Origin of the sequence: Marinobacter alexandrii (assembly GCA_039984955.1) — a bacterium.
GTDB lineage: Bacteria > Bacteroidota > Bacteroidia > Cytophagales > Cyclobacteriaceae > Ekhidna.
In genome coordinates this window covers 1,304,411-1,327,146 of the sequence record JBDWTN010000007.1, presented here as the reverse complement: position 1 = coordinate 1,327,146, position 22,736 = coordinate 1,304,411, and the positions used below count along the sequence as shown (strand labels likewise).

The 22,736-nt window shown below is 37.9% G+C and carries 20 protein-coding genes; 3 read left to right on the top strand and 17 right to left on the bottom strand.

Going from position 1 to position 22,736, the window contains the following annotated elements:
• From ABJQ32_12115 to ABJQ32_12060, 12 genes are all read right to left on the bottom strand, one after another.
• Entirely contained in the window at positions 1–1,191 is a 1,191-nt protein-coding gene (locus tag ABJQ32_12115; GenBank protein ID MEP5290387.1) for a M20 family metallopeptidase, read from the bottom strand.
• Positions 1,184–1,681 (bottom strand): SPOR domain-containing protein, encoded by a 498-nt coding sequence (locus tag ABJQ32_12110; protein ID MEP5290386.1) that lies wholly within the window; start codon positions 1,679–1,681, stop codon positions 1,184–1,186. The genes ABJQ32_12115 and ABJQ32_12110 overlap by 8 nt, the downstream gene beginning before the upstream one ends.
• The gene (secA, locus tag ABJQ32_12105; protein MEP5290385.1) at positions 1,663–5,016 is read right to left on the bottom strand and encodes a preprotein translocase subunit SecA; all 3,354 of its coding nucleotides are present in this window, start codon (positions 5,014–5,016) and stop codon (positions 1,663–1,665) included. Before secA ends, ABJQ32_12110 begins: the two co-directional genes overlap by 19 nt.
• Before the next feature lie 102 nt (positions 5,017–5,118).
• On the bottom strand, positions 5,119–5,892 hold the full coding sequence (gene dapF / locus ABJQ32_12100; protein ID MEP5290384.1) for a diaminopimelate epimerase: 774 nt from the start codon (positions 5,890–5,892) through the stop codon (positions 5,119–5,121).
• Between the two features lie 66 nt (positions 5,893–5,958).
• On the bottom strand, positions 5,959–6,321 hold the full coding sequence (gene rplS, locus ABJQ32_12095) for a 50S ribosomal protein L19 (GenBank protein ID MEP5290383.1): 363 nt from the start codon (positions 6,319–6,321) through the stop codon (positions 5,959–5,961).
• A gap of 102 nt (positions 6,322–6,423) precedes the next feature.
• Positions 6,424–7,041 (bottom strand): response regulator transcription factor, encoded by a 618-nt coding sequence (locus tag ABJQ32_12090; protein ID MEP5290382.1) that lies wholly within the window; start codon positions 7,039–7,041, stop codon positions 6,424–6,426.
• A complete protein-coding gene (locus tag ABJQ32_12085; protein MEP5290381.1) occupies positions 7,038–8,648 on the bottom strand; it encodes a sensor histidine kinase in 1,611 nt (536 codons plus the stop codon). Before ABJQ32_12085 ends, ABJQ32_12090 begins: the two co-directional genes overlap by 4 nt.
• Entirely contained in the window at positions 8,649–9,272 is a 624-nt protein-coding gene (locus ABJQ32_12080) for a hypothetical protein (GenBank protein ID MEP5290380.1), read from the bottom strand. It abuts the gene before it with no gap.
• A 179-nt stretch (positions 9,273–9,451) separates the two neighbouring features.
• Complete coding sequence (locus ABJQ32_12075) at positions 9,452–10,393, bottom strand: hypothetical protein (protein MEP5290379.1); 942 nt, start codon at positions 10,391–10,393, stop codon at positions 9,452–9,454.
• Positions 10,394–10,472: 79 nt separating this feature from the next.
• Complete coding sequence (trmD, locus tag ABJQ32_12070) at positions 10,473–11,147, bottom strand: tRNA (guanosine(37)-N1)-methyltransferase TrmD (protein MEP5290378.1); 675 nt, start codon at positions 11,145–11,147, stop codon at positions 10,473–10,475.
• Positions 11,148–11,156: 9 nt separating this feature from the next.
• Positions 11,157–11,678: a ribosome maturation factor RimM gene (gene rimM, locus ABJQ32_12065; GenBank protein ID MEP5290377.1), complete on the bottom strand. Its 522-nt coding sequence runs from the start codon at positions 11,676–11,678 to the stop codon at positions 11,157–11,159.
• 6 nt (positions 11,679–11,684) lie between these two features.
• A complete protein-coding gene (locus ABJQ32_12060; protein ID MEP5290376.1) occupies positions 11,685–12,431 on the bottom strand; it encodes a 30S ribosomal protein S16 in 747 nt (248 codons plus the stop codon).
• A gap of 207 nt (positions 12,432–12,638) precedes the next feature.
• Between ABJQ32_12060 and ABJQ32_12055 the strand changes: the two genes are divergently transcribed.
• The 3 genes from ABJQ32_12055 (at position 12,639) to lpdA (ending at position 18,390) form a co-directional block, all read left to right on the top strand.
• A complete protein-coding gene (locus ABJQ32_12055; GenBank protein MEP5290375.1) occupies positions 12,639–15,353 on the top strand; it encodes a 2-oxoglutarate dehydrogenase E1 component in 2,715 nt (904 codons plus the stop codon).
• Between the two features lie 62 nt (positions 15,354–15,415).
• Complete coding sequence (odhB, locus tag ABJQ32_12050) at positions 15,416–16,954, top strand: 2-oxoglutarate dehydrogenase complex dihydrolipoyllysine-residue succinyltransferase (protein MEP5290374.1); 1,539 nt, start codon at positions 15,416–15,418, stop codon at positions 16,952–16,954.
• 41 nt (positions 16,955–16,995) lie between these two features.
• Positions 16,996–18,390: a dihydrolipoyl dehydrogenase gene (lpdA, locus tag ABJQ32_12045; protein MEP5290373.1), complete on the top strand. Its 1,395-nt coding sequence runs from the start codon at positions 16,996–16,998 to the stop codon at positions 18,388–18,390.
• Positions 18,391–18,393: 3 nt separating this feature from the next.
• Here the strand turns inward: lpdA and ABJQ32_12040 are convergent, their stop codons facing one another.
• The 5 genes from ABJQ32_12040 to ABJQ32_12020 form a co-directional block, all read right to left on the bottom strand.
• Positions 18,394–20,142 carry a tetratricopeptide repeat protein gene (locus ABJQ32_12040; GenBank protein ID MEP5290372.1) on the bottom strand — a complete coding sequence of 583 codons (1,749 nt, stop codon included), beginning with the start codon at positions 20,140–20,142 and terminating at the stop codon, positions 18,394–18,396.
• A gap of 139 nt (positions 20,143–20,281) precedes the next feature.
• Positions 20,282–20,635 (bottom strand): DUF1801 domain-containing protein, encoded by a 354-nt coding sequence (locus ABJQ32_12035; protein MEP5290371.1) that lies wholly within the window; start codon positions 20,633–20,635, stop codon positions 20,282–20,284.
• A complete protein-coding gene (locus tag ABJQ32_12030; protein ID MEP5290370.1) occupies positions 20,632–21,006 on the bottom strand; it encodes a VOC family protein in 375 nt (124 codons plus the stop codon). The genes ABJQ32_12035 and ABJQ32_12030 overlap by 4 nt, the downstream gene beginning before the upstream one ends.
• Positions 21,003–21,629, bottom strand: coding sequence for a GyrI-like domain-containing protein (locus ABJQ32_12025; protein ID MEP5290369.1), 627 nt, complete (start codon positions 21,627–21,629; stop codon positions 21,003–21,005). The genes ABJQ32_12030 and ABJQ32_12025 overlap by 4 nt, the downstream gene beginning before the upstream one ends.
• A 95-nt stretch (positions 21,630–21,724) precedes the next feature.
• A complete protein-coding gene (locus tag ABJQ32_12020) occupies positions 21,725–22,693 on the bottom strand; it encodes a YafY family protein (GenBank protein ID MEP5290368.1) in 969 nt (322 codons plus the stop codon).
• Between the last annotated feature and the right edge of the window lie 43 nt (positions 22,694–22,736).

The following is a 22,736-nucleotide window of genomic DNA, read 5'->3' as shown; positions in this document are numbered from 1 at the left end:
CTAGCTATTTAACTCATGAATAGCTAAATAGGCCATCAAGCCCATTCCTGTTTTTAATGCATTTTCATCTATATTGAATGTGGGGGTGTGGACTCCTGAGGTAATTCCTTCTTTTTCATTTCGGGTACCTAAGCGGTAAAAGCAGCCAGGAACTTCATGCGTATAAAAAGCAAAATCTTCAGCCGCCATCCACAAGTCTAATTCCACAACATTTTCCTCTCCCATGTAAGCTTTAGCTGCGGCAATATTTTTGAGCGTATAAAGTTCATCATTGACCAAAAATGGATATCCAGACGCAATGTTGACATCACAAGAAGCTCCCATTGAGGATGCTATCGAAGATGCTATTTCCTTGATTTTCTGTAGTGCCTCCTTTCTCCATTCTTCATCAAATGTCCTGAAAGTGCCATCGATTTTAACTTCTTCAGGAATAACGTTATTCACATTGCCTCCTGAAATTTTCCCAAATGAAAGAACAGAAGGAATTTTGGGATTTGCCATTCTACTAACAATTTGCTGCAATGCAACGATGATTTGACTCGCTATTGCTATAGGATCGACAAAAGCTTCTGGCATAGCTGCATGTCCTCCCTTACCTTTCACAGTGAGATACACTTCATCGGCACTAGCCATATACTTGCCAATTCTAAATCCTACTTTTCCCTCTGGAATAAGAGGCATGACATGTTGACCAAGTATTTTTTCAGGAGATGGATTTTTAAGTATTCCTTCTTTTATCAATATCGAAGCACCACCCGGCGATTTTTCTTCTCCTGGTTGGAAAATAAATTTAACAGTACCGCTAAATTCGTTTGTAAGTTGTGATAGAATTTTTGCCACACCCAAAAGATTTGAAGTGTGAACATCATGACCGCATGCATGCATAACGCCTTGATTCTGGGACTTGTAAGCTACATCGTTAGCCTCGGTAATGGGAAGTGCATCAATATCAGCACGAAGTGCAACAGTTTTGCCTTTTTCTTTGCCTTCTAGGCAAAAAGTAACTCCAGTATCTGCTATTCTTTTTGCATTTGTGATGCCAAATTCTTTGAGTTTTGATTCAATGAAATCAGCAGTGTTGTATTCTTGGAATGACAATTCTGGATTTGAATGAATATGTCTTCTAATTTCAAGAATTTCCTCAAAATACGATGTTGAAAGCGATTTTATTTTTTGAATGAGGTCATTCATATTTAAGAAAAAATCTTTCAGGAATTAGCAGTGCTCGAGGAAATTCTTCTTTTACTTCTTGATGGATTCGATTGGCTCTTAGACGATTCGTAAAGCGCCCGGCTTTAACTCTAAAATTTGGTTGATGATAAGAAATTTTAGGTTGAAGGTCAGCGAACAATTCATACATTTTGGATCGCGTACGATTTGCTTCGTTCCTGTCATTTCCTGAATAGACTTGAATAACAAAGCCATCAACATATCTTCCTTCCTTATTCAGAGAATATGCAACTTTTGCTATGCTATCTAGTTCCTGTCTGATATGACCTGTTAAAGGCGCGTATGGTTCAGTTTTGATTTCTTGTTCAGATTTCTCTAATGGTTTTTCATTAGACTCTATTGCCGGTCTATGAACACTCAAGTCTTCTGAGTATGAACCCGAAGATGATGTAGGAGTGGTAGCCTTGCAAGCTACAAGAGTGATTAATATGATTAGTCGATTAAAACGCATTTATTGTTTTTAATATCGTCCTCCACTGTTTTGTATTTTACATCTTTTTTTACAGATCCATCTGCATACTGGACATTCACACGTTGGTTTCTGCTAGCAATCTTCTGGGATTGGACTGGTTGCGTCTGTTGTTGGACAGGGGGTCTATTTCCACCCTGAGGGCCTGCGAGAGCCGACCTGCTTTCTTCTTTCTGCTCCTGATAATCTCTACTTGTTCGTTGTTTTTGAGCGGCCTGAACGTCATCCGCTTGCTCTACAGGAATTTCAGATTTCATAAGAAATGAAATAGTTTCTTCATTGACCTTGCCAATAAATCGCTTGAACATTTCAAAGCCTTCAAACTTATAAATCAATAGGGGATCCTTTTGTTCGTATTGTGCATTTCTTACACTCTGACGAAGGTCATCCATATCACGCAGATGCTCTTTCCATAAAAGATCTATGGTTGCTAAAGCAATCATTTTCTCCATTTCCAGAATTACTTCCTTCGCTTCGGTTTCAACTGCTTTATCTAGGTTGACAGATGTACCTATTTGTTTTTTTCCATCAGTGAAGGGAACCAGAACATTTTCTAATGTAGCACCTCGTGTCAATTTAAGCTGTTTTAATATAGGAAGCGCCTTGTCCTTAATATGTTGATTTTTTTGATGATAATTTTTGAGCGCTTCTTCATAGAGTTTTTCAGAAAGGGAACTTTCATCAGTTTTTTCAAGCTCTTCTTGAGAAATATTGAAATCAAGACCAAGGATCGAGATTGCATTTAGCTTTAAACTGTCAAGATCGTTCTGACCTTTTGCTGTGAAAATGATGTCCTCACAAGTTTCCAAAAGCATGTTTAGAATATCCAACTCTAAACGCTCTCCATATAGTGCGTTTCTCCTCCTCTTGTATATAACCTCACGCTGACTATTCATTACATCGTCATACTCAAGAAGGTTTTTCCTGATAGCAAAGTTGTTTTCTTCAACCTTGCGTTGTGCTCGCTCAATAGATTTAGTAATCATAGAATGTTGGATGACTTCTCCTTCTTGTAGGCCTAATCTATCCATGATTTTGGCTACCCTGTCAGACATGAAAAGCCTCATTAGGTTGTCTTCTAATGAAACATAGAATTGCGAAGATCCAGGATCTCCTTGTCGTCCGGACCGACCTCTTAATTGTCTGTCCACTCGTCTGGATTCGTGTCTTTCCGTACCAATGATGGCCAAGCCTCCTGCCGTTTTTACTTCATCAGTAAGTTTAATATCAGTACCTCGACCGGCCATGTTTGTGGCAATTGTAACTGCACCTGGTTTCCCAGCTTCAGCTACTACATCTGCTTCCTTAGCATGTTGCTTTGCATTTAAGACCTGATGCTTAATGTTTCGCATTTGCAACATTCTGCTGAGTAGCTCTGAAATTTCTACTGAAGTCGTACCGACGAGTACCGGTCTTCCTGCTTGTGTCAATTCAACAACTTCTTCTGCTACAGCATTGAATTTCTCCCTAATGGTTTTATAAACCTTATCATTTACATCTTTTCTAGATATGGGACGGTTAGTAGGAATGACAGCCACATCTAATTCATAGATATCCCAAAATTCTCCAGCTTCCGTTTCAGCTGTTCCAGTCATACCTGCCAGTTTGTGATACATCCTGAAGTAATTCTGAAGTGTAACCGTTGCATAGGTTTGGGTTGCATCTTCCACCTTCACATTTTCTTTGGCTTCAATAGCCTGATGCAAACCATCAGAATATCTTCTTCCTTCCATGATACGGCCAGTCTGCTCATCGACAATTTTAACTTTATCATCCATGACAACATATTCTGTATCTTTTTCATACATACAGTAAGCCTTTAGGAGTTGATTTACTGAGTGAATACGTTGACCTTTTATATTATAATCTCGGATGATTGTTTCTTTCTTTTGAAGCTTGTCAGTTTCAGAGACCTCTTCGTCTTTTTCTAATCGGGCAATTTCGTCTCCAATATCAGGAAGGATGAAGAAATTAGTGTCTTCGCCTTCTCCAGTTATCAAATCAATGCCTTTTTCAGTTAAATCAATGCTATTAATTTTCTCATCTATTGTGAAGAAAAGAGGTTCATCTGCCTCTGGCATTTTTTTCTGGTTGTCAGCCAAATAAATATTTTCAGTCTTTTGAAGAATTTGTTTGATTCCAGTCTCACTCATGAATTTAATGATAGGCTTACTCTTAGGGAGTCCTCTGAAAGCTCTGAAAAGAGGGAGTCCAGCCTCTGCTTCTTTTCCTTCCTTCATTAATTTTTTAGCTTCATTCAAGTAATCACTAACTAACTTCCTTTGAGCATCTACTAGCCGTTGGATTCTAGGTTTTAAATCATAGAATTCATGCTCATCTCCTTTTGGAATAGGTCCAGATATTATGAGGGGTGTTCGAGCGTCATCTATTAACACTGAGTCAACTTCATCCACCATAGCGTAATGGTGTTTCTTTTGAACAAGCTCTTCTGGACTTCTAGACATGTTGTCTCTCAAATAATCAAACCCAAACTCATTATTGGTTCCGTAAGTAATGTCTGCTGAATAAGCATTTCTCCTTTCAGGAGAATTTGGTTGATGATTGTCAATGCAATCAATTCTTAGACCGTGGAATTCGAAGATAGGAGCATTCCATTCGGCATCTCTTCTAGCTAAGTAGTCATTTACTGTTACAATATGTACTCCACGTTCGGCCAACGCATTTAGATACGCAGGAAGCGTAGCTACTAAGGTTTTACCTTCACCAGTTTGCATCTCCGCAATTTTTCCTTGATGCAAAACGACCCCCCCAATAAGTTGAACGTCGTAGTGAACCATATTCCAAACTACCTCATTTCCTGCAGCAAGCCATTTATTTTTCCATGTTGCTGTCTCTCCATTGATTTCTACATTGGTTTTCTTAGCAGCTAATTCTTTATCGTATTGGGTAGCTTGAACAACAATTTTTTCGTTTTCTGCAAATCGTCTGGCAGTCTCTCTAACTACTGCAAATCCTACTGGTAAGATATTGAGAAGAACTTTTTCTAATTCTTCGTCCCGATCACTTTCAAGTTTATCTATCTGACTGAAAATATCTTCCTTTTGATGGACATCCAATGAAACATCAGCTTCTACTTGTTTATGTAGCGTTTCAATTTGATCATCGATGTTCTTGAGGTGATCCTTAATGATTCCTTTTAATTCTGTTGTTTTTCCTCGAAGCTCATCATCAGAAATGTTTTTAAGTTTATCATATTCAGTATTGATAAGGCCTACATATGGGGTAAGCTCTTTTAGATCCTTCTCTGTTTTCGTGCCAAATACTTTGGCAAATCCCTTCGTAATCGAGTTTAGCATTGAGAAATTTTATTTGGAGGCCTCTTGTTTTACGTTTAGCCGTCTGGTTTTAAAATTTAGCCTATAAGGCCTTAAAGTTATAATGGATTAATGTAAGAGTGATCAGATTGTTACACTTCCTTCAAACACCTTTTCTGCAGGACCTGCAAGCCAAATATCGGTAAATGTATCTCCTTCCTGTTTGAAAGAAATATTTAATTCGCCTCCCATTGTTTGAATTTCTACTGGACTTTTGAACCCAAGCCTTCCAGCTAAAATCCCCACTGCCGTAGCTCCGGTTCCGCAACTTAATGTTTCATTTTCTACACCCCTCTCATATGTTCTAATTTTCACCTTATCCTGCAAAAGCTGTGCGAAATTCACATTTGTGCCATTTTGGCTGGAATAAGTAGGTTGGTTTCGAATAGTTCGCCCCTCTGATACTACATCATGATTTTCTACTGATTCTGATATGACAATATGGTGTGGGGATCCAGTGTTAACATACCATTCATCCTGAGCTATCTTTTCCAAACCACTAACATCAAACAGTTGAAAATGTATTTTTCCATCCTCAAGTTTTATTTTGTGAATTCCATCTGTGGTTTCGAACGTTGCATGGTCAGCGACTATTTTCAATGAGCGCGCAAAAGCAAAACCGCACCTGGATCCATTACCACATAAACTTTGAGTACCATCCGAATTGAAATAAATCATTTTATAATCTAATTCAGAATGCTCCTGAATTAGAATAAGGCCATCTGCACCTATGCCGAAGCGGCGATCGCAGAGTTGTTGGACTAGATCAATGCTTGACAGTGGAAATTTCTTTTGTCTGTCATCTATAAGGATGAAGTCATTTCCTGTTCCCTGATATTTTGAAAAAATCAGCTCCATTTGAAAGCTAAGTTAAGAGGATAAAGAGCAAAAAAAATCCCGACAGTATCGTCGGGATTGAATTTTTTATCTTGAAAGCTTTTCCTTGATTCGAGCAGCTTTTCCTTTTCGTCCTCTGAGGTAGTAAAGTTTTGCTCTTCGCACTCTTCCTCTTCTAAGAACTTCAATTTTATCAATATTTGGAGTTAGAATTGGAAAAATTCTTTCTACAGCAATATCACCTGAGACTTTTCTTACAATAAAAGTCTCACCGTTAGTGTTTTTGTTATTGATAGACATCACAGTTCCTTGGAACTGCTGAACACGCTCTTTATTACCTTCTTTAATTTTGTAGTGTACATTGATTGTATCACCGGGTCCAAATGAAGGATATTGAGATTTAATGTCTTTATATTCTTCTGCTACTACTTTCAATAATTCTGCGCTCATTTCTGTACTCTTTACTGAGTGTTTTAAAAAAGGAGTGCAAATATAGAAATAACCGGAATAATTTGAGACATAATATTCAAAAATAAATATTGAATACGCTTATCAAATAATCCCTTTATTAAGTGCGTACTGGATGAGCTCGGAACTGCTATGCAAATCTAGTTTTTTGAGAATGTTTTTTCGATGCGTTTTTACCGTATGTTCAGAGATGAAAAGGGTATTTGATATTTGTGAACTCGTTAACCCGTCAGCTAATTTTCTGATTATTTCTATTTCTCTCTCGCTTAACGGTAACTCTTTTTGATTTTTATCATCCTTATTGAATGTTTGAATTTGATCATAGTATGACATTCCACTATGTACTCTTGTAATAGCTTCTGAAAGTTCTTTGCCTGTATTGTTTTTAAGTAAGCATCCATCAATACCGATTTTTACAATTTCCTCTACGAAGGATTTTTGTGCGTACATAGTTAAAATGATGACTTTGATTTTGGGGTAGGTGGCTTTTATTTTTTTCGCACATTTGATGCCGTCCATTTCTGGCATGTTAATGTCTAGAACTACAATGTCAGCTCTGTTCTTTACTAAAAAATCAAGCACTTCTATTCCATTCGATGCTTCACCAACAACTTCAAAATCTTCGTGTGAGCCTAGTACCATCTTTAGACCATCTAAAACAATTTGATGATCATCCGCTATTAAAATTTTAATTGAACTCATGATGAAAAGATTTCAATGATACAGGTGCTGCCATGATTAGGTGAAGAGTCAATAGTGAGCTCTCCATTTAACTTATCTACTCTATTTTCAATATTTTTCAACCCCATTCCTCGAATGACTTCTTCTTTCTTGAAACCAACCCCATTATCTTCATAAATTAAATTCAAGCTGTCTTTTATTGAGGTTAATTCAAGTCTGATTCTAGAACATTGTGAATGTTTGAGTGAGTTATTTACTAACTCTTGAATAACTCTATAAATCTCGAGACTCATGTCAGTAGAGAGTGCTGATTGAAGCTGAATACTTGAGTCAAACTTTATTTGTTTTGCTGTACTTACAGCCTCTGAGAGTTGATTGATTGCAGCTTCAAGCCCAAAGTGCTTTAGCATTCCAGAATCTAAACTATGAGAAATTTTTCGTGTTTCTTCATTTGCCAATTGAGCTGTCTCACTGATTTTCAGCGCAATGCTTTTCATTTCTTTTGAATCTTTAGTAATGAGAGTGTCGGCATACATATTTAACGTAACTAAGATACTCCCAAGGCTATCATGCAATTCAGCAGCAACTCTTTTCCGTTCTTTATCTTGGCCCTCCAAAAGTGCGTGTGTTGTTTGCGTTTCTTGTTGCTGGAGGAGGTCATTTATCTTTTGGTTTGAAGAACTTTTTATTCGCCTTCTTCTTTGATCAAGAATGAAATAACCTGACAATGAGATTAGAAGAATGAAGCCAGAAACAAAATATAGAAACTGAATTTTTGTTTGTTTTCGAGCACTATCTCTTTCAAGTTTAGCTGTCTTAAACTCTGTCTCGAATTCTAAAATTATCTCTTTTGAATCTTGATGAAAGACATCATGCCCAAGGGTATCAAATTTCAGAAAGTATAATGATGCTTTCTCATAATTTTCTTGCTTAAAATATTCAATTGCAATTCTTCGAATGGCTTTTGCACCATCTTCAATTAGACTATGCTTCTGACTTATGTCATAGCATTTCTGGAACTGATCGATGGCTTTATTTAGGTCACCCCTTCTTGATTCGTTTATGCCCATGTTATAGTTAGTGGATGCTATCCCATGCCAATCTTCAAGAAGTTTGAAATATAGAATTGCTTTGGTAAACTTCTTATTCGCCTCTTCATGGTTACCCATATCAGAATTAAAGAGAGCAATATTACTATTGATATAAGCTAGGTTAAGTGTGTCTTTAAGTTCTTCTAGGATTGGCAAAGATTGCTCGAAATACGTCTTAGCTTTAATAACACTATCCATTGCGAAGTAGACAGATCCAATTCCCAAAAGAGACTGACCTTGTGTTTTCAACTGGTTATTTTCATTCGCCTCCTCCAGTGCTAGTTTATAGTATCTTAAGCCATAGTCTAGTATTCCTGTATAACTATGTGATTTTGCTAGAAGCATATAAATTCTAATCAGGTATTCAGAATTTTGACTTTGAGCGTTAGGAAGTATTTCATGAAGAAGGCTGATAGTAGACTCATATTGTCCACTATCAGCAAGTTGTTGAGCTTGATCAATTTTAGATTCTAAAACAACCGTCTGAGCAAAACAAAAATTAGAACTTATAATTAATAGGATAATTAAATGTTTCATTTAACCTCCTCCACCCAGACCAGGGAAATGTATGGTGCCTTTGTGAAGAGTTTTTGATTCTATCTCAAGTTTATAATTCATGTTAAAGTATTCTTCTGGAGAAATTTTATTCTTATCTGTAAAAAGGTGTACATATAAATCATCAATAGAATATTGGTTTCCATCTTTTCTGGAAGGAACAATAATGACTTGACTAACGATTCGCCTTCTTTTGCTCATAAATTGATTTCTATGTCTTTTACTTCTAATGATTTGTTTTTCATTTCTTTGCTCAACTAATTCTTTCCAGGAATAACCTTCAACATCAGGAGGTATAGTATTGCTGATTTTGTATCCAATTGCTAATTCAGTAGTGTCATCATTATAGACATAAATGTACCAAAGCTTGGTTTTGTAAGATCCTAATACAAATTTGACAGCAAATGCATCTAATATTTTGTTTCCAGATTTTACATGTGTTGGAGCTACAAAAGGAAAATTATCTTCTATTCCTTCCATATTATGATCATAACCTTCGTGGTTATGGGTTGAATCGTCTAGGTTGTTTGCAGGACGATCATCAGTGCAGGCAAAAAGAAAAATACAGACTACCACACTCAGATGAAGCTTTTTTAATGTTTTCATTTTGAAGATTTTGGTTAGTTACTTGATTAAGTTAAAAGTACTCGAAAATGCTTTTGTGTCATTTTAAATTTTCAATAAATATCCTATGATATAATAGAAAGGAAAATACCTATCTAGGGGTAATTGCTAAAGAAGAGAAGCAGCTTTGGATTAAAAGCCGCCTCAATTTCCTAAGATCGTTACCTGGAGTAAGAATATGTCTGCGAATCTCCTTCAGAAGATAAAGATCCTGATTGGCTTCCGACGATTCTGCCACCATCGAAAACCCGAATTGTCCAGTTTGCCGAGCCAGTTCCTCCGAAGTAGTTTACATAGTAGCTATAAGTACCGCTAGGTCCTCCATTAATCCAGGTAATGTTCTCATCTGTGCATGAACCTGTGCAGTCGATATCCCATACACCTCCTGAAGGTGATGTTCCCGAACCTTCGAATCCAAGTAGGTCTCCGTTGGGATCACGAACCATAAGGTCTAGATCGACATTGCCATTATCCCAGGTTAGATTAAATCGTGGGTCCCCATCTCCACCAGCAGCTCCACATCCGGGACCTAACAATGCTACGCATTGTGGTTCATCACAACCTCCACAAGCAGATGCTAGTTGATTGATGTTTGAACGAGATGCTTGAAATGAGTTGCCAGTTCCATCTGAAGTCACTGCAAATTCGTAGCATCTGATATCATGGCAGATGTCGTTCAAATTTTCGCAAATGTCTGGAGGAATAGCAAATGCAAAATCTAAGGTTCCACTGGAATTTCCATTAGCGCCAGGAATAGGAATCATGATGATGTCTCCTCTATCACCGAATCGTATTCCAGCATGTGTGACATTGCTATTTTGAGAAGTGAATGGAATGCTGACATTGATTTGTTGTCCTCCAACCACTTGCATGGTGGATCCTGATGGGTTGCTTTGAATGGTAACATCATTTGTTTCTGTAATCTGATCTACACTGACAGTAAAACTTCCTGCAGGAAGAATGATGTTTTCATTAAGGTAGGCATTTGCATCATCGGGTTCAGCAGGACTGTCGCCATCACTACCACAACTGGTTATGAATAGAAGCGTGGAAATACAGATAATGGCACTAAAAAATTTGATTGAATGATAAAGAGTCTTCATGGTAGTATTTGTTTGAATACAAATACACGGACTCTTAAGGCTAATTAAAATACCCATCTAGGGGTATTTTAAGTTGGATTTAATCTAAAAGATCAGGACGTCTTTCTTCAGTCCTTTTTAATGCTTGATTGCTTCGCCATTCCTCTATTTTGGCTTCATGCCCTGAAGTAAGTATGTCTGGAACCTTCCATCCTTTATATTCTGCTGGACGTGTGTACACCGGAGGGGCTAATAGATTGTCTTGAAAAGAATCAGAAAGGGCAGACGTCTCGTCATTTAAGACTCCCGGAACCAGTCTAATTAAAGAATCGGCTAAAACCATGGCGGCAAGTTCCCCACCTGAAAGTACATAATCTCCAATACTAATCTCCCGAGTCACCAAATGGTCTCGAACTCGCTGATCTACTCCCTTATAATGGCCACAGAGAAAGATAAAGTTTTGTTTCAAAGAAAGCTGATTAGCGATGGACTGATTGTAGGTTTCTCCATCAGGGGTTAAGTAGATGACCTCATCGTATGTTCTCTTCGATTTTAATGTCGAGATGCACATATCGATAGGCTCAACTCTAAGCACCATGCCAGCCCCACCTCCAAATGCATAGTCATCTACATTCAGATGTTTATCCTCAGAGTAGTCGCGAAGGTTATGGATATCGAGTTCAACAAGTCCCTTATCCATGGATCTCTTCACAATACTTTGTGTTAATGGTCCTTCAAAAAGATCAGGAAGACAGGTGATTATATCTATCCGCACGATATCAAGTTACTCATTATATATATCTAATAGACCTTCTGGTAAGTCTACATCAATTTTTTTTGATGAAACATCAACTTCAATTAGAATTTCATCCTTAAGGGGAATCAACACTTCGGATCCCTTCATGTCTACTGATAGCAACTGATTGCCATTGAGGTCAATTACATTCTTTACAATTCCAATGAGGGTAGAAGATTCGTAAACTTCGCAATCAACCAATTCATGGAAGTAATATTGGTGGTCATTCAATACTGGTAAGGAGGAAAGTGGGAGAAAGAGTTTAGACTTGATAAGAGATTTTCCTTCATCCAAAGAATCAACATCTTCAAATTTGACTAAAGCCTTTCCATTATTTATCTGAATTGTATCAATAAAAAAAGGAATCAGCTTTCCTTGCTGTTCAAGAAAAACTGATTCCAATTTCTGATATTCATTTGGGAAATCTACATCCAAAAAAATGTTTACTTCACCCTTAAGACCATGGGTCTTGATTACTTCCCCAAGTTGGTAGCAATCTTTCTGCTGCATGGCAGATTACCCTTCTTTCTTGTCTTCTTTAGCTTCCTCAGCAGGAGCTTCTTCCTTAGCTTCAGCTTTCGGCTCTTCTTTCACCTCTGCTGCTGGTGCTTCTTCCTTAACCTCCGCTGGTGCTTCGGCCTTAGGTTCCTCTTTCACTTCTTCCGTAGGTGTTTCTGCTTTCACAGGAGCTTCTTTCTGCGCTTCTGCAGCTTGAGCTTCTTCGACTTCAGCAACATCTTCTTCTACATCTTCACTTCCTTCAGAACCGCCTTCTTTGATTTCCTCAACCAGAGCAGCTTCAGCTTCTTGCGCTCTTTTCTTAAGTGCATCAGCTCTTGCTTCTTTCACTTTGGTTTCAGCATCTAAAGCAGCTTTTTTCTTATCAGCCTTCGCCTTACTTAGCTGATCTACTTTTCCTTGGATTTTAGATTCTTTATCTGACATCCAGGCATCAAGCTTCTTATCGGCTTCTTCTTGAGTGATTGCTCCTTTATTTACACCAACTTGTAGGTGTTTCTTAATCATAATACCACGGTAAGAAAGCATAGCTCTAACAGTATCTGTTGGCTGTGCTCCTTTCATTACCCAATCAAATGCTTTTGAATCATCCATGCTTATGGATGCTGGGTCGGTATTTGGATTGTAAGTACCAATCTTTTCAATAAAGCGGCCATCTCGTGGTGCTCTACTGTCTGCCACTACTACATCGTACATGGCTTGTTTTTTGCGTCCTCGACGCGCTAGTCTAATTTTTACTGGCATAATTCTTTTTGTTTATGGAACTCGTCCATCAAAAGTTTTAAAAATGGAGCGCAAATGTAATGGTTTTTAGTGAAAAAAATATGAATCGAACTAGATAGGTAGAAAGAGAGTCATGAGTGTTGTTAAAATAAAATATTTGCTTACCCGATTTTACAATTTTTAAAGAATCATTATTAGCTCTAAATTTGTTTTACCAACAATATGAACATGGATAAGTATTCCTACATTGCCAATGCTCACGGCAACTATTTAGATGAGCTATTTTCAGCTTACAAAAATAATCCTGAAAGTATAGATGAGTCTTGGAAGAAGTTTTTCGAAGGTTTTGAATTTGCTCAGGAAAAGTATGGTGAAGAGGGAATAGAGCCTGGTTTAGCTACTCCCAAAGAAACTGCTGTTAGAAACCTTATCTACAACTACCGCTCCTGGGCTCATTTAGTTGCAAAAACTAACCCAGTTAGAGATAGACGTCCACATACAGCCAAATTAGAGTTATCAGATTTTGACTTGTCTGAAAAAGATCTGGATACAGAATTTGAGGTTGGGAGTGAAGTTGGATTGGGTAAAGCGTCCCTCAGAAAAATTCTTGATAAACTGAAGAAGGTTTATGCTGATCATATAGGATTTGAATACAACCATATTAGAGATTCTAATATTAGCGAATGGTTAAAGAACAAGATTGAATCTGAAGGAGTAGATGTAAGTCCTTCCAAAGAGGAGAAACAACAAATTCTTTCAAAGCTTAATGAAGCAAGCGGTTTTGAAAATTTTCTGCACACAAAATTTTTGGGCCAGAAAAGGTTTTCCCTCGAAGGAGGGGAGAATATGATTCCGGCTTTGGATAAAATCATCAGTAAAGGGGCAGAGCTGGGGACAGAGGAGATTGTAATAGGAATGGCTCATAGAGGAAGGTTGAATGTATTGGCCAACATCATGGGGAAAACTTATGAAGAGATATTCAGCGAGTTTGAAGGAAATCAAGAAGTTGATTTGACCATGGGAGATGGTGATGTGAAATATCACTTGGGCTATGCTTCACATCTTGAAACAGCTACCGGAAAAAAAGTGTACGTCAAACTAGCACCTAATCCATCCCATTTAGAAGCCGTTGGACCTGTTGTACTTGGGTATAGTCGAGCGCAGATCGATGATGAATACAGAGGGGATATGGGTAAGGCAATTCCAATAATTATTCATGGAGATGCTGCTGTTGCAGGACAAGGTATTGTTTATGAATGTATACAAATGTCTTTGCTGGAAGGATACAAAACAGGAGGAACAATTCATTTTGTGATCAACAATCAGGTAGGATTTACTACGGATTTTGAAGATGCTAGATCTAGTATTTATTGTACTGACTTAGCCAAAATAGTGGATGCCCCGATTCTCCATGTTAATGGAGATGATGCAGAAGCTGTTCAATTCTGCGCTAACCTTGCAGTAGAATATCGTCAGAAATTCAACAAAGATATCTTTATTGATATGCTTTGCTACAGAAGGCATGGCCACAATGAGAGCGATGAGCCCAAATTCACTCAGCCAAAATTGTATAATGCAATTGGTAAGCACCCGAATCCGAGAGAAGTCTATGTAAAGAAGCTTACTGAGCGAGGAGATTTAAGTGATTCTGAGGTAAAAAAATTGGAGAAGGAATTCAAGAATAAGCTTCAAGACAGGCTCAACGATATTAAGGAAAACCCTCTTCCATATAAACCTCAAAAAATCGAGGAGGAGTGGGATCACTTAAGAAGATCTGAAGCTAAGGATTTCGATAAGTCCCCAAACACGAGTATTAGTCAAGATGTAGTTGAGAAGGTAGCCAAGGCTATTTCTGAGGTGCCAAAAGGATTTAAACCTCTTCGTCAGATTGAAAAACTACTGAAAGACCGAAAAACTAACTTCTTTGAAAAGAAAGAACTTGGATGGGCAGATGCAGAATTACTTGCTTATGGTTCACTTTTGGCAGAAGGTAAAATGGTCCGCATGTCTGGGCAGGATGTGAAAAGAGGAACGTTTTCTCATAGACATGCTTACTTCTTTGATTCAAGTACTAATGAACCATACTGTGGTCTGAATCATATTCAGGATGATCAGGAACCATTAAGAATTTATAATTCCCTGCTTTCAGAATACGGGGTACTGGGTTATGAGTATGGTTATGCTATGGCCACACCAAATGCTCTGGTCATTTGGGAGGCTCAGTTTGGAGATTTTGCCAATGGAGCTCAAATAATGATTGATCAATTCATTGCGAGTGCAGAAAGTAAGTGGCAGAGAATGAATGGACTGGTTATGCTGTTGCCTCATGGATATGAAGGTCAAGGCCCGGAACATTCGAGTGCAAGAATGGAGAGATTCCTTCAAATGTGTGCGAATGAGAACATTGTGATTGCTAATCTGACCACTTCAGCTAATATTTTTCATTTGATGAGAAGACAAGTTTCCTGGGAGTTTCGAAAACCTGCTGTTGTGTTTTCTCCTAAATCTTTGTTGAGACATCCAGGAGTGGCTTCTCCATTGAAGGATTTTACTTCAGGTAAGTTTCAGGAAGTAATTGGAGATTCTTATGTCACAAATAAGGATGTGAAGAAAGTGCTCTTCTGCTCTGGGAAAATCTATTTCGACTTGCTGGATGAGCAAAAGAAAAAGAAGATTAAGCATGTTGCCATTGTGCGAGTAGAGCAAATCTATCCTTGGCCACAAAAACAAATTGATGCCATTCTAAAGAAGTACAATAATCCGAAATTAGTTTGGGTACAAGAAGAGTCAAAGAACATGGGTGCATGGAGTTTTATTAAAACAAGGATAGAGATGAATTTTGAGGTTATTGGAAGAAAAGTTAGTGCATCACCGGCTACTGGATTTGCTAAAGTGCATAAACAAGAACAAGCGGATCTGGTAAAGCAAGCATTTGAAATTTAGTTAGGCATTTAAGGTCTAGAAGAAATACAACAATATTAAACAAGAAGAAAATGAGTCTTGAAATGAAAGTACCTGCGGTAGGTGAATCAATCACTGAAGTAACCGTAGCATCCTGGACTAAAAATGACGGAGACATTGTTGAGATGGATGAAGTCATTTGTGAATTGGAATCAGATAAAGCCACATTTGAAGTAACGGCCGAGGCTGCTGGTAAATTAAGTATCAAAGCTCAAGAAGGGGACACGCTAGAAATAGGGGCTGTTCTTTGCGCAATTGAGCCTGATGCCAACAGCAAACCAACAGACAGTCCATCAAGTAATTCTGAATCTGCGAGTTCCTCTGATGAAGCTACCACTACGGGAGAAATTTTGGAAATGAAAGTTCCAGCTGTTGGCGAATCAATAACAGAAGTAACTATTTCTAACTGGGCAAAATCAGATGGTGATTTTGTAGAACTAGATGAGGTAATTGCAGAGATAGAATCAGATAAAGCTACGTTTGACCTGACCGCTGAAGCACAGGGCAAATTACAAATCGTTGCTCAAGAAGGAGATACGCTCGAAATTGGAGCCCTAATCTGCAAGATTGAAGTAATGAAAGGAGGGTTGCCTTCTTCGGATACATCTACAGATACATCGTCGGCATCTGGTTCTTCTTCCAGCTCCAACTCTGAGAATCAAACATATGCTACCGGTCATGCATCTCCAGCAGCAGCAAAAATACTAGATGAAAAAGGAATTGCTGCTTCTGATATAAAAGGAACAGGAAAAGATGGACGGATAACGAAGGAGGATGCCATGAATGCTGAGAAAGCGAGGCAAGAAGGCCCTTCTTCCAAAGCTTCCGATGATAAACCATCCAAACCACAATTTGAAGCTCCAACGTTCGGTGGTGGAGTAAGCAGGGAGCAGCGCAAGGAAAAAATGTCTTCACTTAGAAAGACGGTAGCTCGAAGGTTGGTCTCTGTAAAGAATGATACGGCCATGCTTACCACATTCAATGAGGTGAATATGAAGCCAATCATGGACCTTCGCAAGAAGTTCAAAGAGGAATTTAAAGAGAAGAACGAAGTAGGACTAGGGTTCATGTCTTTCTTTACAAAAGCAGTATGCGTGGCTCTTCAAGAATGGCCAGCGGTCAATGGCCAGATTGATGGAAATGAAATGGTTTTTAGTGAGTACTGTGACATCTCTATTGCAGTCTCTGCTCCTAAAGGACTTGTGGTTCCAGTCATTAGAAATGCTGAGTCAATGAACTTTGTTCAGATAGAAAAAGAAGTAGTTCGACTTGCCACTAAGGCTAGAGACAACAAGTTGAGTATTGAAGAAATGGAGGGAGGAACCTTCACTATAACGAATGGAGGAGTATTTGGCTCAATGATGTCAACGCCTATTATCAACGCACCTCAATCAGCGATTCTTGGTATGCATAATATTGTAGAAAGAGCGGTGGTCGAGAATGGAGAAGTTGTAGTGAGACCTATGATGTATGTTGCGCTTTCCTATGATCACCGAATCATCGACGGAAGAGAATCTGTAAGTTTCCTTGTGAGAGTTAAGCAACTCCTTGAGGATCCTACCAGGTTATTATTAGGCGTTTAAATCTAAATTTCAAAATCTCCTAATCTAAAATCTTAAGAAATATGGATTATCAAGTAATAGTAATAGGCTCTGGACCTGGTGGGTATGTAGCAGCCATTCGGTGCGCTCAATTGGGCATGAAAACCGCCATCATTGAAAAATATGATACACTTGGAGGAACGTGTCTGAATGTTGGTTGCATTCCGTCTAAAGCACTTTTAGATTCCTCAGAGCACTTTCATGCGGCGGAGCATACATTCAAAACGCACGGTATTGATATTAATAAACCGAAGGTGAATCTGAAGCAAATGATTGACCGCAAGGCTGATGTGGTGAAGCAGAATGTGGAAGGTGTAGATTATCTTATGAAGAAGAATAAGATAGATGTATTTCAAGGGATGGGAAGTTTTGTGGATAAAAACACCATTCAGATTGATGGTAAAGACAAGAAAAAGATTACTGCAGATAAAATAATTATTGCTACCGGATCTAAGCCATCAAGCTTGCCTTTCATCAAGCTTGATAAAGATCGAGTGATTACAAGTACTGAGGCATTAGAGCTAAAAGAAGTGCCAAAACATATGATTATTATTGGTGGAGGTGTGATTGGAATGGAGCTCGGATCAGTATATGGAAGACTTGGAGCGAAAGTCTCTGTTGTTGAATTCCTGGATAGTATAATTCCAAGTATGGACTCTACTATGGGTAAAGAATTACAGAAGTCTCTCAAAGGACTGGGTTTTGAGTTTTACCTAGGACATAAAGTAATAGGGGTTGAGAAAAAGGGCAAAAACGTCACTGTTAAAGCTGAAAGTAAAAAAGGAGAAACAATTGAACTTAAAGGTGATTATTGCTTGGTTTCTATAGGCAGAAGACCGTACACAGATAGTCTGGGATTGGATAAAGCGGGTGTGAAGATGGACGATAGAGGAAGAGTGGAGGTTGACGATCATCTGCGGACAAGTGTTGATAATATTTATGCAATAGGTGATGTAGTGAAAGGAGCTATGCTAGCTCATAAGGCTGAGGAAGAAGGTGTTTTTGTAGCGGAATCAATTGCAGGGCAGAAACCACATATTAATTACAACCTTATTCCAGGAGTAGTATATACATGGCCTGAAGTTGCTTCAGTTGGGTATACTGAAGAGCAATTGAAGGAACAAGGTAGACAATATAAAACTGGTAAATTTCCATATAAAGCACTTGGACGAGCAAGAGCGAGTATGGATACAGAAGGACTGGTAAAAATCCTTGCTGATAAAGAGACTGATGAGGTGCTGGGTGTTCATATCATTGGCGCGCGTGCTGCGGATATGATTGCAGCAGGAGTTACCGCTATGGAATACAGAGCTTCTGCTGAAGATATTGCGCGTATGTCTCATGCTCATCCGACCTACATGGAAGCCTTTAAAGAGGCTGCATTAGCTGCCACGGACAATAGACCAATACATATGTAAGAATTATTTGGGAAGGGTTATGCTGAAAGTAGAACCTTTCCCAAATTCACTTTCTACTCTAACATCCCCATCCAGTCTTTCAATTGCCCTTCTCAGAATATGAAGTCCCAATCCTGTGCCTTCTATTTTACGATTAGCTCTAAAGAACATTACAAAGATGTTCTCAACTGTTTTTTCATCCATACCTATTCCATTATCCTCAGCTTTGATTTCGATGGAGCTTGAGGTTTGTTTTACAGAAATAAAGATGTAAGGCTTGTTATTTTCAGTTCTGGCATACTTAATTCCGTTTTCAATTAGATTTTGAATAATAGTATTTACCAGCGCCCATTCTACTTTGTATCTAATTTTCTGGTCAACATCAATCTTGAATTCAACCAATTCATAGTGACTGAGGAATTTATATGATGCAATACAGTCTTCAATAATCTTCTTAAAGTCGATTTCTTGAGTCGCTTCTGTGTTAAAAGACATCTTGGTCAGGTTTAACAAACCATCCAAGATATTATTGAGTCGATTAGCTTGATTCTCAAATTCGTTGAAAAATTTCAATGCAGCTTCATCTTTGATCTCAATTTTCGCAATGTAATTAAGGCTCATCATGGATGTAATAGGGCCCTTTAAGTCATGAGATATGCGATAGAAAAAGGAGTCTAACTCGATTTTCTTCTTTTCTATTATTTCGGCTTTTTCTTTTTGAGCTTTCGCGTCCAATTCAAGCGCTTGCATTTTTGAGATTACATCATATCCTTCAATGACCTTTGCAGTTCTGTCATTGATTACACTTTCTTTTTCTTCAACATATTGCGTCAAGTACTTCAGTGCTAACTCGAAATCATTTTCTTTTTTTGCTATTTTGTGAAGAAGGAAATTAGCCTTGAATTTGATTAGTATTATCTTATTCTTATTGCTGTACTCTAGCGCTTTTATTAACGTTTCTTTTGCATTGCCCAACCTGTCCATTTGAATATAAAGTGCACCTAGCTTGTGATGACTCATCGCCCAACCAAGCTTTTCTCCCATGTCTTCATGGATTTTTATCGAGTTATGAAAATCATTTTCCGCTTCAGCAAATTGCTTTGTCTTTGTATATATTTTTCCTCTACCGTAGAGTGCAAAAGCTAACCCACGAGTATCTCCCGTTTCTTTCTTCAGTTTTATTGATTCTTCAATGACTTCCATTGCCTTCGCAATGTTACCCTGATTGAGATAAATGCCTGATAGCGGATTATAGGCATTGGATTTAAGATTCAAGTCACCTGCTTTTTCTCCCGAGTCAATAGCTTCCTCATAATTTTGCATGGCACTTTTTACATCTCCGAAGTATTCGTAGATAGTACCCATAGATTTTTGTACTCTAGCTTGATTGTGATAATCCTTGAGTTTCTTATAAGTAGCCAGGCAATCGATTAAGTAAGTCAGGCCTTTGTGAAAATCATTTGTCTTGTATAGAGCTCCTGCAATGGTGTACTTCGCATCTGCAATTCCTTTCTCATCTTTTAACTCCTCGAAATTTTCAATGGCTTCTTTTGCCATATTCATGGAGAGGTCAAAGTCACCAATAATCATATGAAAAAGGGAGAGTTGCGATAAGCATTTTGCTATACACTCCTTGTCACTTATTTCTTTACTTATTTCAAAAGCCTTTTCGGCAAGTGCGATACTATTTTTTAGATTATTTATTCGCGATTGATAGGCATCATCTAGCAGCGAGAGAATATTCGATCTTTTAGAATTAGGGGCGATTTTCAACTTAGTGATACAAAATTTAATCTTGAAATATACTAGTTGATTTCAATTAATATTAGCAGGTACAATGCTAAGAGAGTATTGATTGAAAATTTAGGTATATACACGTATCATTTGGGTAGTTAAAATACTTAATATGAGGTTATTTTGAATGAAGCTGATCAAGAATTAATGCTTCATTGATAATTTCGTTTATTGCTTTTTCAGGAATATCATTGATCTCATAGATATCAATTCCCGCTGCGTATTTACGATTCTTTCTTTTCAACAAATTTTGTTCATTAGAAAGTCTATGACCTTTAACGAATGCTAATTCAATTCCATTTTTTTTGATTGGATTAAGATAGCATATCCATGTCTTCCTATAATATACTGGAATATTATAGCTAATCTTTCCATTTAAATCATGGTGATTAGTTAAATGATTATGTAGGAAAGAAACGACGGCTTTTTGCTGGCCGTCGAGTCCTAATATGAAGCTGCCGATTGTTTTCAAGGTAACTTAAAATGCGGATTACATATAAGTCCAATCACATTACCCCACGGATCCTTAAGATTGGAAACGATTATATCACCTCCAACATTTTGAGGAGCGCTATGTTCTGTAGCTCCAAGCTCAATCATTCGTTTATGCTCTTTTTCTACATTACTGACTCCCCATAGTGATTCTATATTGTCTGACTTCTTGTCAGAGGAAGTCTTGTCAAGATATAAACCAAGTTCATATCCCATAACATTAAATCCGATATAAAAATCGTTTTCAAAGTAAGGATCTGTACTAAATACTTTGGTATACCATTCTTTTGCTTCACTCAAATTTGGCACATGGTATATTGTGGTTTTTAACCCTAAAAAATTAGTTTTCATTGCACAGCGTATCTTAAAATTGTTTTAAGTTTTTCTTCTGATGTGCGCCTTGGATCGCTAAGATAAATCTCATGATGATAACCAGCCACCTCTAATCCGTTCTCTTCAATGTATTGCATGATTTTAGCAATAGTTAGTTCTTCTTCATAAAAGCTTCCAATGTGTAATCCTTGAACGCACCTACCTTCATTGATAAGTTCATACTTCACTTCGTCATTATCAAGTAAATCAGGATTCTTAGCCTTTACCTTCTGAACTGCCCGATAATAGTGATCACCTTCAACAAAGTCCGGCATTCGTATGATTATTTTCCAATTCCATTCATTGGCAGGTGTTTGTGCAAACTTATGTTGTGCTTTTAATCCTCCATCAATCCACCAAAACCCTTCCATTTTTGGGACTACAAAGTCCATGTCTTCTGATTTACAAATAAATTTTATGCTGTAGGCTACTGCGTACAACTTGTCAATAGCTTCTAGGAAGGTATCCGATTTTGGGTCACAGCGGCCCGAAAGTGTGAGATAGTAGTAAGAATCCAGATCTCTTAAGTCTGGTTTTTTTCCAGCTTTGTAATAATTTGGATCTGATTTTTGCAAGTCTAGTTTTTCAATTGTTGCTTCCATAATAGTGAGTTTTATGATTATGGAAGCAAAGAAATGACCCAGAGTGACAGCCTTATGTCACCCAAAAAAATTGAATTCAAAAATTTATTCAGTGATTATTTATCAGCAAAAAAAGGAACGCTGTGATGATCCAGAAGTTCTTTTGCCAGAGTGGCGGCAATCCCTTGAAGTTCTGATGGTGACACTATTTCTATTTCTTTGCCATACATCATAAGCCATCGTGCGAAGTAATCATAGTAGGGTGGAGTGAATTTCATTTCATATCGTCCGTCTTCTATTTTTTTTTCTTCTACAAAGCCTTGGTAATACTTTTGTTCTCCCATGAATCTTCCAACCATTGCAGAACAAATGATGGTAGCTTCTTTAGCATCAGTTCCTAATAATGCTTCGTTTAGGAAATCAAGGTAATTGGGATGCCGAGAGGGATCTATCACTTCTGCAAGTATCTTAACTTTTTGTATTCTATCGGTTCTAAAATCCCTTAGGTCATTTCGTAAACGACAATAAGCAATTAGATGCCAGCGACCGGAGTAGAAAACCATACCAAGTGGTTCTACTTCTCTGGAAGTGGTAGAGTCGTTATACTGAGAATAGTAAGTCATCGAAATCAATCTATTTGTGGCGATAGCTTGTTGAATTTCGGCTATGTGTGAATCAGCGGATTTTTGTGGAGCCGGACTTGGTCTTATGGCTATCCTATCGTCAAGATTGTCCAAAAACTCTTTATCGGAGTATTTCAAGACAGCCTTGATTTTATACATTGCTTTTTCATACTCGCTGATTGTGTGACTGTCGGCACTTCTTTCTACGAATTTGGCTCCTATAAGAATGGCACTTGCTTCTTCTTTATTAAAGACCACCGGTGGTAGATGATAACCTTCGACAATGAAGTAACCTTCTCCTGCATCTCCGCCAATAGGCACGCCTGCATCAATCAGAGATCTTATATCTCTAAATACAGTTCGTCTTCCGATATTAAAACGATCCTCGAGTTCTGATAAGATGACACGTGGCTTGCTTTGCAGGTGAATTAGCAAGGCATTGAGCCGATCAATACGATTCATAAGAGAAAATTAAAGGTATTCTCTTAATGATGTAAGAAAAGAG